Annotated in this window: 11 protein-coding genes; 4 read left to right on the forward strand and 7 right to left on the reverse strand. The window is 75.3% G+C overall.

Going from position 1 to position 15,548, the window contains the following annotated elements; genetic code table 11:
* From ACRYR8_RS18830 to ACRYR8_RS18845, 4 genes are all read right to left on the reverse strand, one after another.
* The coding region (locus ACRYR8_RS18830) for a carboxypeptidase-like regulatory domain-containing protein (protein WP_432486174.1) at positions 1-319 on the reverse strand (319 nt) is incomplete at its 3' end.
* Positions 316-2,775, reverse strand: coding sequence for an MFS transporter (locus tag ACRYR8_RS18835; RefSeq protein ID WP_459079036.1), 2,460 nt, complete (start codon positions 2,773-2,775; stop codon positions 316-318). The genes ACRYR8_RS18835 and ACRYR8_RS18830, both read right to left, overlap by 4 nt.
* A gap of 38 nt (positions 2,776-2,813) precedes the next feature.
* Positions 2,814-3,248, reverse strand: coding sequence for a MarR family winged helix-turn-helix transcriptional regulator (locus ACRYR8_RS18840; protein WP_432486135.1), 435 nt, complete (start codon positions 3,246-3,248; stop codon positions 2,814-2,816).
* Between the two features lie 144 nt (positions 3,249-3,392).
* Positions 3,393-3,821: a MarR family winged helix-turn-helix transcriptional regulator gene (locus tag ACRYR8_RS18845; protein WP_432486136.1), complete on the reverse strand. Its 429-nt coding sequence runs from the start codon at positions 3,819-3,821 to the stop codon at positions 3,393-3,395.
* 105 nt (positions 3,822-3,926) lie between these two features.
* On the opposite strand from ACRYR8_RS18845, the gene ACRYR8_RS18850 reads away from it, so the two are divergent.
* Complete coding sequence (locus ACRYR8_RS18850) at positions 3,927-4,568, forward strand: PadR family transcriptional regulator (RefSeq protein WP_432486175.1); 642 nt, start codon at positions 3,927-3,929, stop codon at positions 4,566-4,568.
* The gene (locus ACRYR8_RS18855) at positions 4,568-5,647 is read left to right on the forward strand and encodes an inositol-3-phosphate synthase (protein WP_432486138.1); all 1,080 of its coding nucleotides are present in this window, start codon (positions 4,568-4,570) and stop codon (positions 5,645-5,647) included. The genes ACRYR8_RS18850 and ACRYR8_RS18855 overlap by 1 nt, the downstream gene beginning before the upstream one ends.
* A 272-nt stretch (positions 5,648-5,919) precedes the next feature.
* On the opposite strand, the gene valS is transcribed toward ACRYR8_RS18855, so the two are convergent.
* Positions 5,920-8,565: a valine--tRNA ligase gene (valS, locus tag ACRYR8_RS18860; protein WP_432483731.1), complete on the reverse strand. Its 2,646-nt coding sequence runs from the start codon at positions 8,563-8,565 to the stop codon at positions 5,920-5,922.
* A 63-nt stretch (positions 8,566-8,628) separates the two neighbouring features.
* Between valS and ACRYR8_RS18865 the strand changes: the two genes are divergently transcribed.
* Positions 8,629-10,158 (forward strand): GGDEF domain-containing protein, encoded by a 1,530-nt coding sequence (locus ACRYR8_RS18865; protein WP_432483733.1) that lies wholly within the window; start codon positions 8,629-8,631, stop codon positions 10,156-10,158.
* Here the strand turns inward: ACRYR8_RS18865 and ACRYR8_RS18870 are convergent.
* Positions 10,098-12,176 carry a 3-hydroxyacyl-CoA dehydrogenase NAD-binding domain-containing protein gene (locus tag ACRYR8_RS18870; protein WP_432483735.1) on the reverse strand — a complete coding sequence of 693 codons (2,079 nt, stop codon included), beginning with the start codon at positions 12,174-12,176 and terminating at the stop codon, positions 10,098-10,100. The genes ACRYR8_RS18865 and ACRYR8_RS18870 overlap by 61 nt on opposite strands.
* Positions 12,176-13,417 (reverse strand): thiolase family protein, encoded by a 1,242-nt coding sequence (locus ACRYR8_RS18875; protein ID WP_432483737.1) that lies wholly within the window; start codon positions 13,415-13,417, stop codon positions 12,176-12,178. The genes ACRYR8_RS18870 and ACRYR8_RS18875 overlap by 1 nt, the downstream gene beginning before the upstream one ends.
* Before the next feature lie 210 nt (positions 13,418-13,627).
* Between ACRYR8_RS18875 and ACRYR8_RS18880 the strand changes: the two genes are divergently transcribed.
* Positions 13,628-15,514 (forward strand): hypothetical protein, encoded by a 1,887-nt coding sequence (locus ACRYR8_RS18880; RefSeq protein WP_432483739.1) that lies wholly within the window; start codon positions 13,628-13,630, stop codon positions 15,512-15,514.
* Positions 15,515-15,548: the final 34 nt, after the last annotated feature.

Genomic DNA, 15,548 nt, shown 5'->3' on the forward strand with positions numbered 1-15,548 from the left:
CCGCCCCCCCCGCCGCGCGCGCGAGGGGGCGGGGGCCCCCCACCGGCTGCGCGGGCCGCGCCCGGGGCCCCCCCCCCCCCCCCCCCCCCCCGCCCCCCCCCCCCCCGGGCCGCACGGCGGGCAGGGCGAAGGTGCCGTCGCCGCCGGTGACGGCGCGCGCCACCTGGGTGCCGTCGGCGCCGAGCAGCGTGACGGAGGCGCCGGGCACGGGCCAGCCCTCCCGGGTGAGCACCCGCCCCTCACCGGCGACCGCACCGGCCTGCGGCCCCGCGGTGCCCGCGGCGGGACGGGCCCGGCCGGTGCCCTCCTGCCCGGTCACGGCTGCTGCGCCCGGGTGTGGGGGGCCGGCTCACCGGCTGCTGCTCCGAGCGTCACCTGCACCGCGCAGACGGTGCCCTCCGCCACGTCCACGCTCGTGGCCACGGGGGCGAACCCCGAGGCCGTGAGCGTGTAGTGCCCACCGGCGAGGTCCTCGAAGCCGTAGCCGCCGTCGGCGTCGGTGACCGTCGAGCCGACGACCTGGCCGTCGGCGTCCACCAGGGTGACGGTCGCCTCGGGGAGGCGGCGACCGTCGCTGGCGGCGACGACGGTGCCGGTGAGGCGCCCGCCCCCGGACAGCAGCAGGTCGCAGGCCAGCGCCCCGGAGTCGGGGACGTCGACGCTCCGGGCCAGCGGGCGGTGCGCACCGCTCTGGGCGGTGAGCACGTACGCGCCGCCCACCAGGTCGCTGAAGGAGTAGCCGCCGTCCTCGCCGCTGCGGGTGGAGCCGACGACCCGCCCGGTGACGTCGGTCAGCGTGACCAGCGCCCCGGTCACGCCGCGGTCGGCGTCGGCGGCCGGTTCGTGGGCCAGGACCCGCCCGGTGATGGCGGAGCGCCCGCTGAGGACCACGTCGCGCCGCACCGGGGTGCCGCCGACGGCGACCAGCGCCGCCGAGGGGGCCACGTGCGGGGCGGCCACGATGAGCAGGTATGTGCCTCCCGTGGGCAGGTCCACGCGGTAGGTGCCGTCGGCGGCGCTGGTGGTGCGCGCCACCTGCTGGCCGCTCTGGTCGGCCAGGGTCACCACCGCCTCCGGCAGCGGGCGGCCGTCGGCGTGTCGCACGGCGCCGGAGACGCCCAGCCCCGTGCCGGTGCGCGAGGCGGCGCGGGAGCTCTGCGCGGGAACGCCGCCGGTGGCGCGGGCCGTGGCGGTGCCGTCGGCGACGGGCAGCTGCACCGGGGTGGTGCCGGTGGCGGTGGCCGTCTCGGGGACCATGGTCGGCGAGGCACCCCGGTCGCCGTCGTCGTCGCGCAGTGCGCGTTCCTTGAAGAAGAGGCTCGCGACGAGGGCCACGAGGGCGAACGGGGCGGCCAGGAGGAAGACGTCGGCGATGCCGGAGCCGTAGGCGGACATGACGACCGTGCGCAGCTGCCCGGGGAGCGCCGACAGGTCGGGGATCCCGCCGCCGGAGCTGAGCGAGCCGGTGGCGGCCGGGTCGATGCCGGCCGTCTCCAGCCCGTCGAGCAGGTGGTCGGTGACCCGGTGGCCGAGCACGGCGCCCAGCGCGGAGACGCCGACGGCACCGCCGAGGCTGCGGGAGAAGGCGATGAAGGAGCTGGCCGAGCCGAGGTCCTGCGGGGCGGCGACGTTCTGCACGGCGAGCACGAGGTTCTGCATCATCATGCCGACGCCGAGGCCGACGAGGGCCATGTAGACGGCCACGGTCCAGTAGGCGGTGTCGTGGGCGATCGTGCCCATGAGGGCCAGGCCGGCGGTGAGGAGCACGCCGCCTGCGACCAGCCACCCCTTCCACCTGCCGGTGCGGGTGATGAACTGCCCGGCGATCGTGGAGGACAGGAACAGGCCGGCGATCATCGGGATGGTCGACAGGCCCGAGCGGGTGGGCGACTGGCCCCGGCCCAGCTGGAAGTACTGGCTGAGGAAGATCGTCGCGCCGAACATCGCCACGCCGACGAACAGGCTGGCCAGGGCGGACAGCGCGATGGTCGGCTCGCGGAAGAACTTCAGCGGGACGATCGGGGCCTTGGCCCGGGACTCGGCGAGCACGGTGAGGGCCAGGAGCACCACGCCGGCCCCGACGAGGGCGACGGTCCACCACGAGCCCCACGCGAACTCGTTCCCCGCCAGGGACACCCAGACGAGAAGCGCGGAGACGCCGCCCGCCAGCAGCAGGGCGCCCAGGTAGTCGATGTGGACCTCGTGCCGGGGCTGCGCGGGGAGCTTGAGGCGGAACTGCAGGACGAAGAAGGCGATGACCGCGAAGGGGACGCCGACGTAGAAGCACCAGTGCCAGGACAGGTGCTCGGTGAGGACGCCGCCGATGAGGGGGCCTCCGACGGTGGCCACGGCGAAGGTGGCGCCCAGGTAGCCGGAGTAGCGGCCACGCTCGCGCGGGCTGACCATCGAGGCGAGGATGACCTGGGCCAGCGCCATCAGCCCACCGCCGCCGATGCCCTGCACGACGCGCAGCGCGATGAGCATGCCCATGCTCGTCGACAGGCCCGCGATCGCGGAGGCGACGACGAACACGACGAGGGCGATCTGGACGAGCAGCTTCTTGGAGAAGGTGTCCGCCAGCTTGCCCCAGATCGGGGTGGAGATCGTCGTGGCCAGCAGGGCTGCGGTGACGACCCAGGTGTAGCTGGACTCCGTGCCGTCGAGGTCGTTGACGATCGTGGGGAGGGCGTTGGAGACGACCGTGGAGGACAGGATCGCGACGAACATGCCGAGCAGCAGCCCGGAGAGCGCCTCGAGGACCTCCTTGTGGCTCATCTTCACGGGAGCCGCCTGCGGCGGCGTTGCGGTGGTGCTCATGCGTTCCCCTGCAAGGTCTTCTCCTGTGCGGTGGTGGCCAGCTTCTGCAGCAGCCGGGTGAGGTGGTGGATCTCGGCGTCGTCCCAGTCGGCCAGGCGCGCCGCGAGGGCGCTGACCACGCGGTCGCGCTGGGCGCTCAGCTCCGCCCGGCCGGCGGCTGTCACGGTGAGGCGGTGGGAGCGGCCGTCGTCGGGGTCGGGGGACGCCTCCAGCAGCCCCCGGGTGCGCAGGTGGCCGACGTGGCGGCTGACGGTGGACAGGTCCAGGCCGAGCTGCTCGGCGACCTCGGTGGTGCGCAGGCTGCCGTGCTCGTGCACGACGGCGAGAGCCGCCGTGGTGGGCGGCGACGCGGCACCGGCGAGGTGGCGGCGTGCCCGCAGGAGGTGGGGCAGCACCGAGACGAGCGCGGCGCAGGCGGTGGTGGTGGCCATGGACGACCCCTGGAGAGCGGTTGGTGTGTGCAAGCAACCATATGACCGTGTGGTTGCAGCACGCAAGCGGGTTCCCGGGCGCAGGTGGCTCCACGGGGGTCGCGTCAGGGGCGGTGCGCGCCGGGGTGCAGGGCCCCGGCGGGGTCAGAGCTGGGAGTTCAGGCGAGCCACGAGCGTGGCCAGCTGCGTCATGTCCTCCTCGGACCAGTCCTGCAGGCGCGCGTGCAGCCGCTCGCGGCGCGCGAGGCGGGCGGCGTGCAGCTGGCTCGCGCCGGTGGGGGACAGGCGCAGGCGCACCGCCCGGCCGTCCGTGGGGTCGGTGGAGCGCTCGATCAGGCCCAGGGACTCCAGCAGCTGCACCTGCCGGCTCAACGTCGGCTTGCCGATGCCGAAGAACGTGGCCAGGTCCGAGGGGCGGGCCTCGCCCACGTCGTCCAGGCGGACCAGCAGGCTGTACGCCTCCGGTTCGAGGTCGGGGTGCACCGTGCGGGCCGTCTCCCGGCTGATCGCCCGCGATCGGCGCAGCAGGACGGCCAGTTCGCGCTCCAGGTGGTCTGCGGCCTCGGGGTGCACGGGGGAACCGTACCGCCCCCTCCCCGCCCGTCGGGGCGGGTCCCGCGACACGCCCCCGGGGCCCGGGGGTTGTCACCGCGACCGCTCGCCCCTAATGTCCTCTCGATGCATCGAACCGATGCATCGGAAGAGGCGGTGGAGGGGTGGTCGGTGGTGCGCAAGCGCGGTGACGTGCTGCCCCTGGCGGTGCTGGCCCTCCTCGCCGAGGGCCCTCTGCACGGCTACGAGGTCCGCCGCCGCCTGGACGACCGGCTGGGTGCCTTCCGCGCGCTGTCCTACGGCACGCTCTACCCGTGCCTGCGCGCCCTGCAGGCCGGCGGTTGCCTCACCGAGACGGCCGAGCAGCGCGCACCGGGCACGGTGAGCTCCAAGCGCTCCCGTGTCGTGTACGAGATCACCGAGCACGGCAGGGAACGGCTGGCCGAGCTGCTCGAGGAGGCCGGTCCCGCCGCCTGGGAGGACGACGCGTTCGGGGTGCGCCTGGCCCTGTTCCAGCGCGTCGCCCCCCGCACGCGGCTGCGCATCCTCGAGGGCCGCCGGGCCCGGCTGCTGGAACGCCTGGAGCAGTTGTCGGTGTCGATCGAGCGGACCCAGGCCCAGCTCGACGCGTACGCCCTGGAGGCCCAGCGCCACGGCCTGGAGACCGTCCGCAGCGAGGTCGACTGGCTCGACCGCCTCATCACGGCCGAACGCCGTGCCCCCGCCCGGCCGGGCGTTCCGGCCGCAGCCCCTCCCGAGGAGAGTTGATGTCCGAGATCCGCGTCGCGATCGTGGGGGTCGGCAACTGCGCCGCCTCCCTCGTCCAGGGCGTCCACCACTACGCGGACGCCGACGAGGCCGCGACCGTCCCCGGCCTCATGCACGTCGAGTTCGGCGAGTACCACGTGCGGGACGTCAAGTTCGTCGCCGCCTTCGACGTCGACGACAAGAAGGTCGGCACCGACCTCGCCGACGCCATCGGCGCCAGCGAGAACAACACCATCAAGATCGCCGACGTGCCGCCCACCGGCGTCACCGTCCAGCGCGGGCACACCCTCGACGGCCTGGGCCGCTACTACCGCGAGACCATCACCGAGTCCACGGCGGAACCGGTCGACGTCGTCGCCGCGCTGCGCGAGGCGCGTGTCGACGTCGTCGTCTGCTACCTGCCGGTGGGCTCGGAGGACGCGGCGAAGTTCTACGCCCAGTGCGCCATCGACGCCGGCTGCGCCTTCGTCAACGCCCTGCCCGTCTTCATCGCCAGCACCCCCGAGTGGGCGCAGAAGTTCACCGACGCGGGCCTGCCCATCGTCGGCGACGACATCAAGTCCCAGGTCGGCGCGACCATCACCCACCGGGTGCTGGCCAAGCTGCTGGAGGACCGCGGCATCAAGCTCAAGCGGACCTACCAGCTCAACGTCGGCGGCAACATGGACTTCAAGAACATGCTGGAGCGCGACCGGCTGGAGTCCAAGAAGACCTCGAAGACGCAGGCCGTCACCAGCAACGTCCAGGCGGACTTCGGCACCCGCGACGTGCACATCGGCCCCAGCGACTACGTCCAGTGGCTCGACGACCGCAAGTGGGCGTACGTGCGCCTGGAGGGCGAGGCGTTCGGCGGCGTGCCGCTGAACCTCGAGTACAAGCTGGAGGTCTGGGACTCCCCGAACTCCGCCGGCGTCATCATCGACGCCGTGCGCGCCGCCAAGATCGGCCTGGACCGCGGCATCGGCGGCCCGCTGCTGTCCCCGTCGGCGTACTTCATGAAGTCCCCGCCGGAGCAGCGCGACGACGAGACCGGCCGCGCCGCCGTCGAGGCGTTCATCGCCGGGACCGTCGAGCGCTGATCGGCCGTCTCCCCGCGCGAGGCCCCGTGGTGCGTCTGCACCGCGGGGCCTCGCGCTTCCCCGGTGCGGCGGTGGGGGTTCGTGGCCGGGTGGCGAGGTGTTCCGGCCGTCGGGCTCCCCGCCCGCGCCCGGCTCGGGTGCACCCGTCGCCCGGCGCGTTCAGGCGCGGGCTCCGGACGCCCGTCACCGTCCCACCACGGCCCCCGAGAACGCGACGGGGAACGCGACGGGGCCGCACCCCGTGAGGGAGCGGCCCCGTCGGGAGCGGAACGTCAGTCCTGCTCGGCGATCTCCGCCTTCGCGGTCAGCACCGGTGCCTGCTCGCCCGCGGCGACCGGCACCTCCTGCCAGGTGATCGAGGCCGCGCGGCTCGCGGCCAGCACGTCGGCCTCCGCGCGGGCGGCGTCGGCGATCACCCCGGCGGGACCGGACACCGTGGCCGCCGTCAGCGGGGTCTTCTGCGAGACCTTCGCCTCGCTCTTGACCTTGCGCAGCGCCGACAGCGCCTGACCGGCCGCCCCCAGGACGCCGGTGGCGGTCCCGTCGGGCGCGCCGAGCTCGTCGGTGGTGGGCCACGACGCGGTGTGCACCGAACCGTCCTGCCACCACGACCAGACCTCCTCCGCCGCGAACGGCAGGAACGGGGCGAACAGCCGGAGCAGGGTGCGCAGCGCCAGGGCCGCCGTGGCGCGCGCGGACGCGGCGGGTGCCTCGCCGCGGGTGCCGTAGGCGCGGTCCTTGACGAGCTCGACCCAGTCGTCGCAGAAGGTCCAGAAGAACTTCTCGGTGACGTCGAGGGCGGTGGCGTGGTCGTAGCGCTCGAAGGCGTCGGTGGCCTGGCGCACGACGGCGGCCAGTTGCACCAGGACCGACGCGTCGACGGCCTCGGTGACCGCGGCGGGGTCGGCGGCGGTGCCGCGCTCGACCCCCAGGCCGAGGACGAACTTGGAGGCGTTGAGCAGCTTCATCGCCAGCCGGCGGCCGACCTTCATCTGCCCGGTGTCGAAGGTGGCGTCGGTGCCCAGCCGCGAGGACGCCGCCCAGTAGCGCACCGCGTCGGAGCCGTGCTCCTCCAGCAGCGCCAGCGGCGTGACGACGTTGCCCTTGGACTTGGACATCTTCTTGCGGTCCGGGTCGAGGATCCAGCCGGACAGCGCGGTGCGCGACCACGGCAGCCCGCCGGTCTCCAGGTGCGAGCGCACGACGGTGGAGAACAGCCAGGTGCGGATGATGTCCTGCCCCTGCGGGCGCAGGTCCATGGGGAAGACGCGGCCGTACAGGTCGGGGTCGCGCTCCCAGCCCCCGGCGATCTGCGGGGTCAGCGAGGAGGTGGCCCACGTGTCCATCACGTCGGGGTCGGCGCTGAAGCCGCCGGGCGCCCCGCGCTGCGACTCGTCGTAGCCGGGCGGGGTCTCGGAGGCGGGGTCCACCGGCAGCGCGGACTCCGCGGGCAGGATCGGCGCGTCGTAGCGGGGTGCGCCGTCGGCGTCGAGCGGGTACCAGACGGGGAACGGCACGCCGAAGAAGCGCTGGCGGGAGATCAGCCAGTCGCCGTTGAGGCCGGAGACCCAGTGGTCGTACCGGTGCTTCATGTGCTCGGGGTACCAGGTGAGCTGCGCGCCCCGCGCGAGCAGCTGCTCGCGCAGCTGCTCGTCGCGGCCGCCGTTGCGCAGGTACCACTGGCGGGTGGTGACGATCTCGAGGGGGCGGTCGCCCTTCTCGTAGAACTTCACCGGGTGCGTGATCTTCTTCGGCTCGCCGACCATCGCGCCGGACTCGCGCAGCGCGGCGACGACCTTCTCCTGCGCGGTGTGCACGGTGGCGCCGCCGATCTCGGCCCACAGCTCCTCGCCGGGACCGCCGGCGATCCACTCGGGCGTCTCGCGCACCAGCCGGCCGTCCCAGCCGATGACGGCGCGGGTGGGCAGCTGCAGCTCGCGCCACCACGTCACGTCGGTGGTGTCGCCGAAGGTGCAGATCATCGCGATGCCGGAACCCTTGTCCGGCTCGGCGAGGCGGTGCGCCACCACGGGCACCTCGACCCCGAACAGCGGTGAGCGCACCGTGGAGCCGAACAGCGGCTGGTAGCGCTCGTCGTCGGGGTGGGCCACCAGGGCCACGACGGCCGGGATGAGCACCGGGCGGGTGGTCTCGATGAAGACCGGCTCGCCGCCGTCGGTGCGCTCGAACGCGACGCGGTGGTAGGCGCCCTCGCGCTCGCGGTCCTCCAGCTCCGCCTGCGCCACCGCGGTGCGGAACGTGGTGTCCCACAGGGTGGGGGCCTCGGCGGCGTACGCCTCGCCGCGGGCGAGGTTGCGCAGGAACGCGCGCTGCGCGGCGGCGCGGGAGTCCCCGGAGATCGTGGAGTAGGTGTGCGTCCAGTCCACCGACAGCCCCAGGCGCCGCCACAGCGACTCGAAGACCTGCTCGTCCTCGGCGGTCAGCCGCTCGCACAGCTCCACGAAGTTGCGGCGGGAGACCTGCACGAAGTCGCGGTCGTTCTTCGGTGCCTTCTCCGGCGGCGTGAAGGAGGGGTCGTGGGGCAGCGAGGGGTCGCAGCGCACGCCGAAGTAGTTCTGCACGCGCCGCTCGGTGGGCAGGCCGTTGTCGTCCCAGCCCATCGGGTAGAAGACCGACTTGCCGCGCATGCGCTGGAAGCGGGCCACCACGTCGGTGTGGGTGTAGCTGAAGACGTGCCCGACGTGCAGCGAGCCGGAGACCGTCGGGGGCGGCGTGTCGATGGAGTAGACGTCGGCGCGCTCGGCGGTGCGGTCGAAGGCGTAGGTGCCCGCCTCCTCCCACGCCGGCGCCCAGCGCTGCTCCAGCCCGTCCACGGTGGGGCGGTCGGGGACCGAGACGCCGGCGGCGGTGCCGTCCGGGCGGTGCTGGGGTGCGGGCGCGGTGCTGGCGTCGGACATGCCCCCATCATCCCGCAGCGCGCAGGGGGTGAAGAGCGCGCCCCGGCGCGCCGATGCTCCAGCGTGATCTCCCGCGTCCGCCGGCTCCCGCTGTGGATCGGGTACCTCCTGCTCGCGGGGCTGCTGACCGTCGCCTGCCTGTGCCTGCGGGGCACCGCCCGCGACGCGGTGTTCGCCGCGGTCTCGGCCTCCAGCGCCGCCGCGATCGTGCTGGGGGTGCGGGTGCACCGCCCGGTGCACCCGGGCGCCTGGTGGTGCATGGCGGCCGGGATGGGCTGCTGGGCGCTGGGCGACGTGCTCTACACCCTCGTCTACGACGTCCTGGGCTCCCGGGCCTACCCCGCACCCCCCGACGTCGCCTACCTGCTGGCCTACCCGCTGCTGGCCGCCTCCCTGCTCTCGCTGGCCCGGCGGGCCAGACCCGGGCAGGACCTCGAGGGGGTCATCGACGCGACGATCCTGTCGGTCGGCGCGGGGCTGCTGTCGTGGGCGTTCCTGCTGCGCCCGGCGCTCGCGGAGCTGGAGGGCGACCTGCTCGGCGGGGTGGTCGCCGCGGCGTACCCCGTCGCGGACGTGACCCTCCTGGCGGTGCTCGTGCGGCTGCTGTCGGCCACGGGCGCCCGCTCGTGCGCGTTCCGCCTGCTGGCGGCGGCCGCGGTCACCATGCTCGCCGCCGACGTCGCCTACCAGGTCGCCTACGTCGCCACCGGCTACGACGGCACGGCCCTGGACCCGGTGTGGCTGGTCTCCTACCTGCTGTGGGGGGCCGCGGCGCTGCACCCCTCGATGCGTCGGCTGTCCGACCCCGCCCCGCGCGAGGGCGCGGACGTGGGCGTGCCGCGGCTGCTGCTGCTGGCCGGTGCGAGCCTGCTGGCCCCGGGGACCCTCGCGGTGCAGCTGCTGACCGGTGCGCCGCTGTCGGCGTGGGCGGTGGTGCTGTCCTCCAGCGTCCTCTTCCTCCTGGTGGTGGCGCGGGTGTGGACCCTGCTGCGCCGGGTGCGTGAGCAGGCCGACCAGCTCGCCGAGCTGGCCCGCACCGACCCGCTGACGGGGCTGGCGAACCGGCGCCGCGCCACCGCCGAGACCGAGCGGCTGCGGGACCGCGCCCTGGCCGCCGGCACTCCGCTGGTGCTGGCCGTGCTGGACCTGGACCGCTTCAAGCGGTTCAACGACACCTTCGGGCACCCCGCCGGGGACCGGCTCCTGGCCGGCGCTGCGCGGGCGTGGAGCGATCGGCTGGCCGGCACCGGGGCCCTGGTGGCGCGCTGGGGCGGGGAGGAGTTCGTGCTGGTCGCCGAGGGGCTGGGCCCGCGGCACGCCGAGCAGCTCCTGGCGCAGCTGCGCGGCCTGGTGCCGCAGGGGCAGTCCTTCTCGGCCGGCCTGGCCGTCTGGGACGGCGCGGAGGAGGTGGACCAGCTCGTCGCGCGCGCCGACGCGGCGTTGTACGAGGCCAAGGCCGCCGGCCGCGGCTGCACCCGCACCGCCCCGGGCCCCGCGGTCCCGGAGGGTGCGGCACCGCGGCCGGCGAGCGGTCAGTCCTCGTGGAAGCGGCGACCGGTGACGCGCTCGGAGGCGCCGACCCGGTCCAGGTAGGGCGTGATGCCGCCGGTGAACAGCGGGTGCCCGGTGCCCAGCACGAGGCACACGTCGACGTCCTGCGGGCCGGCCACCACACCCTCGTCGAGGACGCGGCGCACCTCGTCGGCCAGGGCGTCCTGCACCCGGCGCAGCAGGTCGGGGCCGCTGACGGGGTCGGTGCCCTGCCGGAACACGCGCTCGGCGGCACCGGTGGGCTCCACCGGCCCCCTGGGGGTGACGAGGTCGGGGGCGCCCGCCTCGACCCAGCGGCGCAGGTTCGGCGAGACGCGGTAGCGGTCGGGGAACGCCGCGGCGAGCGTCTCGTGCACGTGCAGCATGACGGCGGGGCCGACGAACGACGCCAGCCGGAACGGCGTCATCGGCAGGCCCAGCTCGTCGAGGGCGTGCTCGGCCTCCACCAGCGGGGTCCCCGCGTCCACGGCGCGCACCACCTCGTCGAACATGCGGGTGGAGATCCGGTTGACGACGAACGCGGGGGCGTCGCGCACCAGCACGCACGTCTTCTTCAGCCGCGCGCCCACCGCGAACGCGGTGGCCAGCGTCGCGTCGTCGGTGCGCTTCGTGCGCACGACCTCCACCAGCGGCAGCACCGCGACGGGGTTGAAGAAGTGGAACCCGACGAACCGCTCGGGGTGCTCCAGCGCCGAGGCCATCTCCGTGACCGACAGGGAACTGGTGTTGGTGGCGATGACGGCGTCCTCGCGCAGCAGGGGTTCCAGCTCGCGCAGCACGGCGTGCTTGACGGCCATCTCCTCGAACACCGCCTCGATCACGAGGTCGCAGCCGGCGAGGGCGGACTTGCCCACCGATCCCGACACCGACGCCTTGAGCCGGTTCGCCACGTCGGGGGTGACGCGCCCCTTGGCGAGCAGGTCGTCCACGCCGGACCGCACGGACTCGACCCCCTTGACGACGCGGGCCTCGTCGACGTCGGTGAGCACCACGGGCACCTGCAGCCGGTGCAGGAGCAGCAGCGCGATCTGGCTGGCCATCAGCCCGGCGCCGACGACGCCCGCGGAGGTGACCTTCCGCGCCAGCTCCTTCGGCGGCGCCCCGGTGGGCTTCCTGCCGTAGCGTTGCACGAGGTCGAACGCGTAGAGCCCGGCGCGCAGCTGCGGCGAGACGACGAGGTCACCGATCGCGGCGTCCTCGGTGGCGAAGTGCTCCTCACGGGTGTTCGTGCGCGCGGCGGCGATCAGGTCGAGCGCCCGGTAGGGGGCGGGCGCGGCGCCGCGCACGCGGGCGTCGGCCACGGCGCGACCGCGGGCGACGGCCGCCTCCCACGCGGCGGCCTCCTCCGCGTCGGGCAGCGGGACCCGCCGCGGCACCTGCACCTCGCCGGCGAGGACGGCCGAGGTCCAGCGCAGCGACTGCAGCAGGAAGTCGGCGGGTTCGGCGGCCAGGTCCGCGATGCCGAGCTCCACGGCCTCGGGACCGGTGATCGTGCGGTTGTTCGCCAGAGCGTTCTCCACGGCGATGCGCACGGCGACGTCGGGACCGGCCAGGTGCGGCAGCAGCCAGGTGCCGCCCCAGCCGGGCACCAGACCCAGGTGGGTCTCGGGCAGGCCCAGGCCGCGGACGGTGGTGGCGACGGTGCGGTACGTGGCGTGCAGCGCGGTCTCCAGCCCACCGCCCAGGGCCAGGCCGTTGACGTACGCGAAGGTCGGCACGCCGAGGGTGCCGAGCCGGCCGAGGACGTCGTGGCCGAGGCGCCCGGTGGCGAGCCCGGTCTCGCGGTCGGGGGTGGCGGCCATGGACTTCAGGTCCGCCCCGGCGCAGAACACCCCCTGCACGCCGGTGATCCCCAGGGCGACGACCTCGCCGGCGGCGGCCAGGCGCTGCGCCTCCTCCAGCGCCTCGCGCAACCTCCCCAGCGTCTCGGCGCCCAGCACGAACGGCTTGCGCGGCTCGCCCGGGTCCAGGGTCAGCAGGGCGAGGCGGCGGGAACCGGGCTGCCCGGTGGACTCCCCGGGCGCGCCGGGCAGGTCGAGGGTGCGGACGTGGACGGGCATCAGCGGGCCTCCCCGGCGCTCGCGGTGGTGGGTTCGTACGCGGCGTGGTGCGGGTTCTCCCAGATGACCGTGCCGCCCTGGCCGAGCCCGACGCACATCGCGGTCAGGCCGTAGCGGACCTCGGGGTGCTCGGCGAACTGCCGGGCCAGCTGGCTCATCAGCCGCACGCCGGAGGCCGCCAGCGGGTGGCCGATCGCGATGGCGCCGCCGTAGGGGTTGACGCGCTCGTCGTCGTCGGCGATGCCGAAGTGGTCCAGGAAGGACAGGACCTGCACGGCGAACGCCTCGTTCAGCTCGAACAGGCCGACGTCGTCGATCGTCAGTCCGGCGCGGGCCAGCGCCTTCTCGGTGGAGGGGATCGGCCCCAGGCCCATGACCTCCGGCTCGACGCCGGCGTAGCCGAAGCCGACCAGGCGCATGCGGGCCTCGAGCCCCAGGTCCGCGGCGGTCCCCTCCTCGGCGAGCAGGCACGCCGTGGCACCGTCGGTGAGGGGGGAGGCGTTGCCGGCGGTGACGCGCCCGTGCGGGCGGAAGGGGGTGCGCAGGCCCGCCAGGCCCTCCACCGTCGTGTCGGGGCGGGCGAGCTCGTCGGCGGTGGCCAGCCCCCAGCCCTTCGCGGAACCGGCCACGGCGACGGGCACGAGGTCGGCGCCGACCCGGCCGTCGGCCACGGCCCTCGCGAACTTCTGCTGGCTCGCGGCGGCGTACTCGTCGGCGCGCTGCCGGGTGAGCTGCGGGAAGCGGTCGTGCAGCGCCTCGGCGGTCTTGCCCATGTCCAGGGCCTCGGGGGAGACGATGCGCTCGGTGAGGAAGCGGGGGTTGGGGTCCAGGCCCTGCCCCAGGGGGTGGTGGCCCATGTGCTCCACGCCGCCGGCCAGCGCCACGTCGAGGGCGCCGACGGCGATGGAGGCGGCGGTGGTCGTCGCGGCGGTCATGGCGCCGGCGCACCAGCGGTCGACGGCGTAGCCGGGAGTGGTCACCGGCAGCCCGGCCAGCAGGGCGGCGCTGCGGCCCAGGACCAGGCCCTGGTCCCCGCTCTGCGTGGCAGCCGCGATCGCGACCTCCTCCACCCGCTCGGGCGGCAGGGAGGGGTTGCGGCGCAGCAGTTCCCGCAGGCAGGCGACGACGAGGTCGTCGGCGCGGGTCTCGGCGTAGAGCCCGTCGGGCCGGGCCTTGCCGAAGGGGGTGCGCACGCCGTCGGCGAACACGACGCTGCGCGCGGCGGGGGTGGGGCGGGCCACGGGACCTCCTCGTTCAGTGGCGGGAACCGCGGCGGCGCGGCCCGCGGCAACAGTACGCCGCACCGGCGGTAAGCGGTACCGCTGGTGACAGGTACTTCCCGACGGGTCGACCCGGCCGCTCGCCGGGGCGCACCGCGCGACCCTGGTGCCGGGGTGTGACGGTGCGGTAGACCTGGGTAACCGCTTGCCTGACGATCGAGGAGGATCGTGGTGCTCAGCCGCAGGACGTTCGTCGCCGGGGTCACCGGGGGGAGTGCCGCCGTCGCGGCTCCCGCGGCGGCCGACACCCCCACCCCCGCAGGCTCCCCGGGGCCCGCCGCCCCCGCGCTGGACCCGTTCACCCGTCCCGACCTGGACCGCCCCTTCGTCGAGCGGGCGCTGCGCGCCGCCGAGGCCGCCGCCCCCGGCGTCCTGGAGGGCTACCGGGCGCAGATCGAGGGGCTGTGGCCGTACCGCGCCGTGGCCCGCTCGGCGCTGCGCCTGGCCGCCCTGCACGTCAGCCCCCGCTCGGCGTTCCACGACGACCCGGCGCTGGCCGCTGCGGTCACCGAGGCGGCCGCAGCGCTGCGCGCCGACCAGCACCGCGACGGCACCTTCGACGTGGGCAACCTGCACACGCCGCCGGACACCGCGTTCGTCGTGCGTGACCTGTGCGAGCTGCTGACCCTGCTGCGCGCGGCCGCCCCGCACGGCGGGGCGGACCCCCTGCGCGCGGCCCGCGAGGACGTCACCGCCGTCCTCGCGGCGGCCGGTCGCGCCCTGGCCACGGGCGGGGTGCACACCCCGAACCACCGCTGGGAGGTCAGCGCGGCACTGGCGCAGACCGACCTGCTGCTGCCGGACCCGGCCCACCGCCGCCGGATCGAGGAGTGGCTGGCCGAGGGGATCGACGTCGACGCGGACGGGCAGTACTCCGAGCGCAGCCCGAACTACGCCTTCGCGGTGACCAACCCCTCGCTGCTGGCGGTGGCCCGCTGCACCGGCCGCGTCGACCTGCGCGCCGTCGTGCGGCGCAACCTGGACGTGCAGCTGGTGCTCGCCGAGGACGACGGCGCGGTGGAGTCCGTGCAGTCGCGGCGGCAGGACCAGGGCCAGCGCAAGGACCTCGCCGACGGGCTGCTGCAGTTCCGCGAGATGGCGCTGCTCGAGGGCGACGGCCGCTACGCCGCCGTGGTGCGGGAACTGCTGGCGCGCACCGACGACGCGGCCCGCCACGGCGACGCGGACCTGTGGGCGCAGCTGCTGGTGCACCCCGACCTGGCCGCGCGCCTGCCGCGACCGCGGCCGTGGCGGGCCGACGGCACGCGCGTCCTGCCCGGCAGCGGGCTGGCCCGGCTGCGCGCCGGCGACTGCACCGCCACCGTCTACGCCGGCACCGACGGCGGCGAGGACGAGGACCGGCCCGGCCCCATCGCCTCCGGCCTGGCCACGAACCCCACCTTCCTGCGCTACCGGCGCGGCGCGGCGGTGCTGAGCTCGGTGCGCTTCTCCCCGCGCTTCTTCTCCACCGGCCACTTCCGCGGGCACGGCCTCGAACCGCTGGCCGGCTCGGCGTTCCGCACGTCGCAGCGCATCACCGCCGGGTACTACCAGCCGCTGCCGCCCGGGCGCCGCCGCCCGGACGGCGACTACGACCTGACCGGCGAGGGCCGGTTCTGGGCCGCCATGAGCTTCGACGAGCGCGTGCGCGACGAGCGCGTGCTGGAGACGACGGTCGTGGTGCGGCCGGTGGCCGGCGACCTGCGCCGCGGGTTCGACGTCGAGTTCGCGGTGGGCGGCACCGAGGGGGACGGCGACGTGCCGGCCGTGGTCGAGCTCGCCTTCGACGGCGAGGGCGAGCTGGAGGGCACCGTCGTGCTGCAGGAGGCCTCCGAGGGCGCGCCCGCGGTGCACCAGCTCGTCGAGGGGTGGGGGACCTGGCGCAGCGGCGGGGACGAGGTCCGCTTCGGTCCGGGCACCGGGTCGGGTCCCCGCCAGCCCCCGGTCGTCGACCCCGGCGAGCGCTACACGTGGCTCGGCGGCGACCTGGTGCCCAGCGGCACCCGCGTGCTGCTGACCACGACCGTCCCGCGCCGCTGGACCCTCTCGCTGCGCTGACGGCCGGGCCCGCGGCGCCGGGGCGCGCGCCCCG

This window comes from Kineococcus esterisolvens (genome assembly GCF_050871405.1).
Taxonomy (GTDB): Bacteria; Actinomycetota; Actinomycetes; order Actinomycetales; family Kineococcaceae; genus Kineococcus.

Excerpts from the sequence above, each read along its gene's own strand:
- ACRYR8_RS18835 (WP_459079036.1), bottom strand. The coding sequence starts at position 2,775 with ATGAGCCACAAGGAGGTCCTCGAGGCGCTCTCCGGGCTGCTGCTCGGC.
- ACRYR8_RS18840 (WP_432486135.1), bottom strand. The coding sequence starts at position 3,248 with ATGGCCACCACCACCGCCTGCGCCGCGCTCGTCTCGGTGCTGCCCCAC.
- ACRYR8_RS18850 (WP_432486175.1), top strand. The coding sequence starts at position 3,927 with ATGCATCGAACCGATGCATCGGAAGAGGCGGTGGAGGGGTGGTCGGTG.
- ACRYR8_RS18855 (WP_432486138.1), top strand. The coding sequence starts at position 4,568 with ATGTCCGAGATCCGCGTCGCGATCGTGGGGGTCGGCAACTGCGCCGCC.
- valS (WP_432483731.1), bottom strand. The coding sequence starts at position 8,565 with ATGTCCGACGCCAGCACCGCGCCCGCACCCCAGCACCGCCCGGACGGC.
- ACRYR8_RS18870 (WP_432483735.1), bottom strand. The coding sequence starts at position 12,176 with ATGCCCGTCCACGTCCGCACCCTCGACCTGCCCGGCGCGCCCGGGGAG.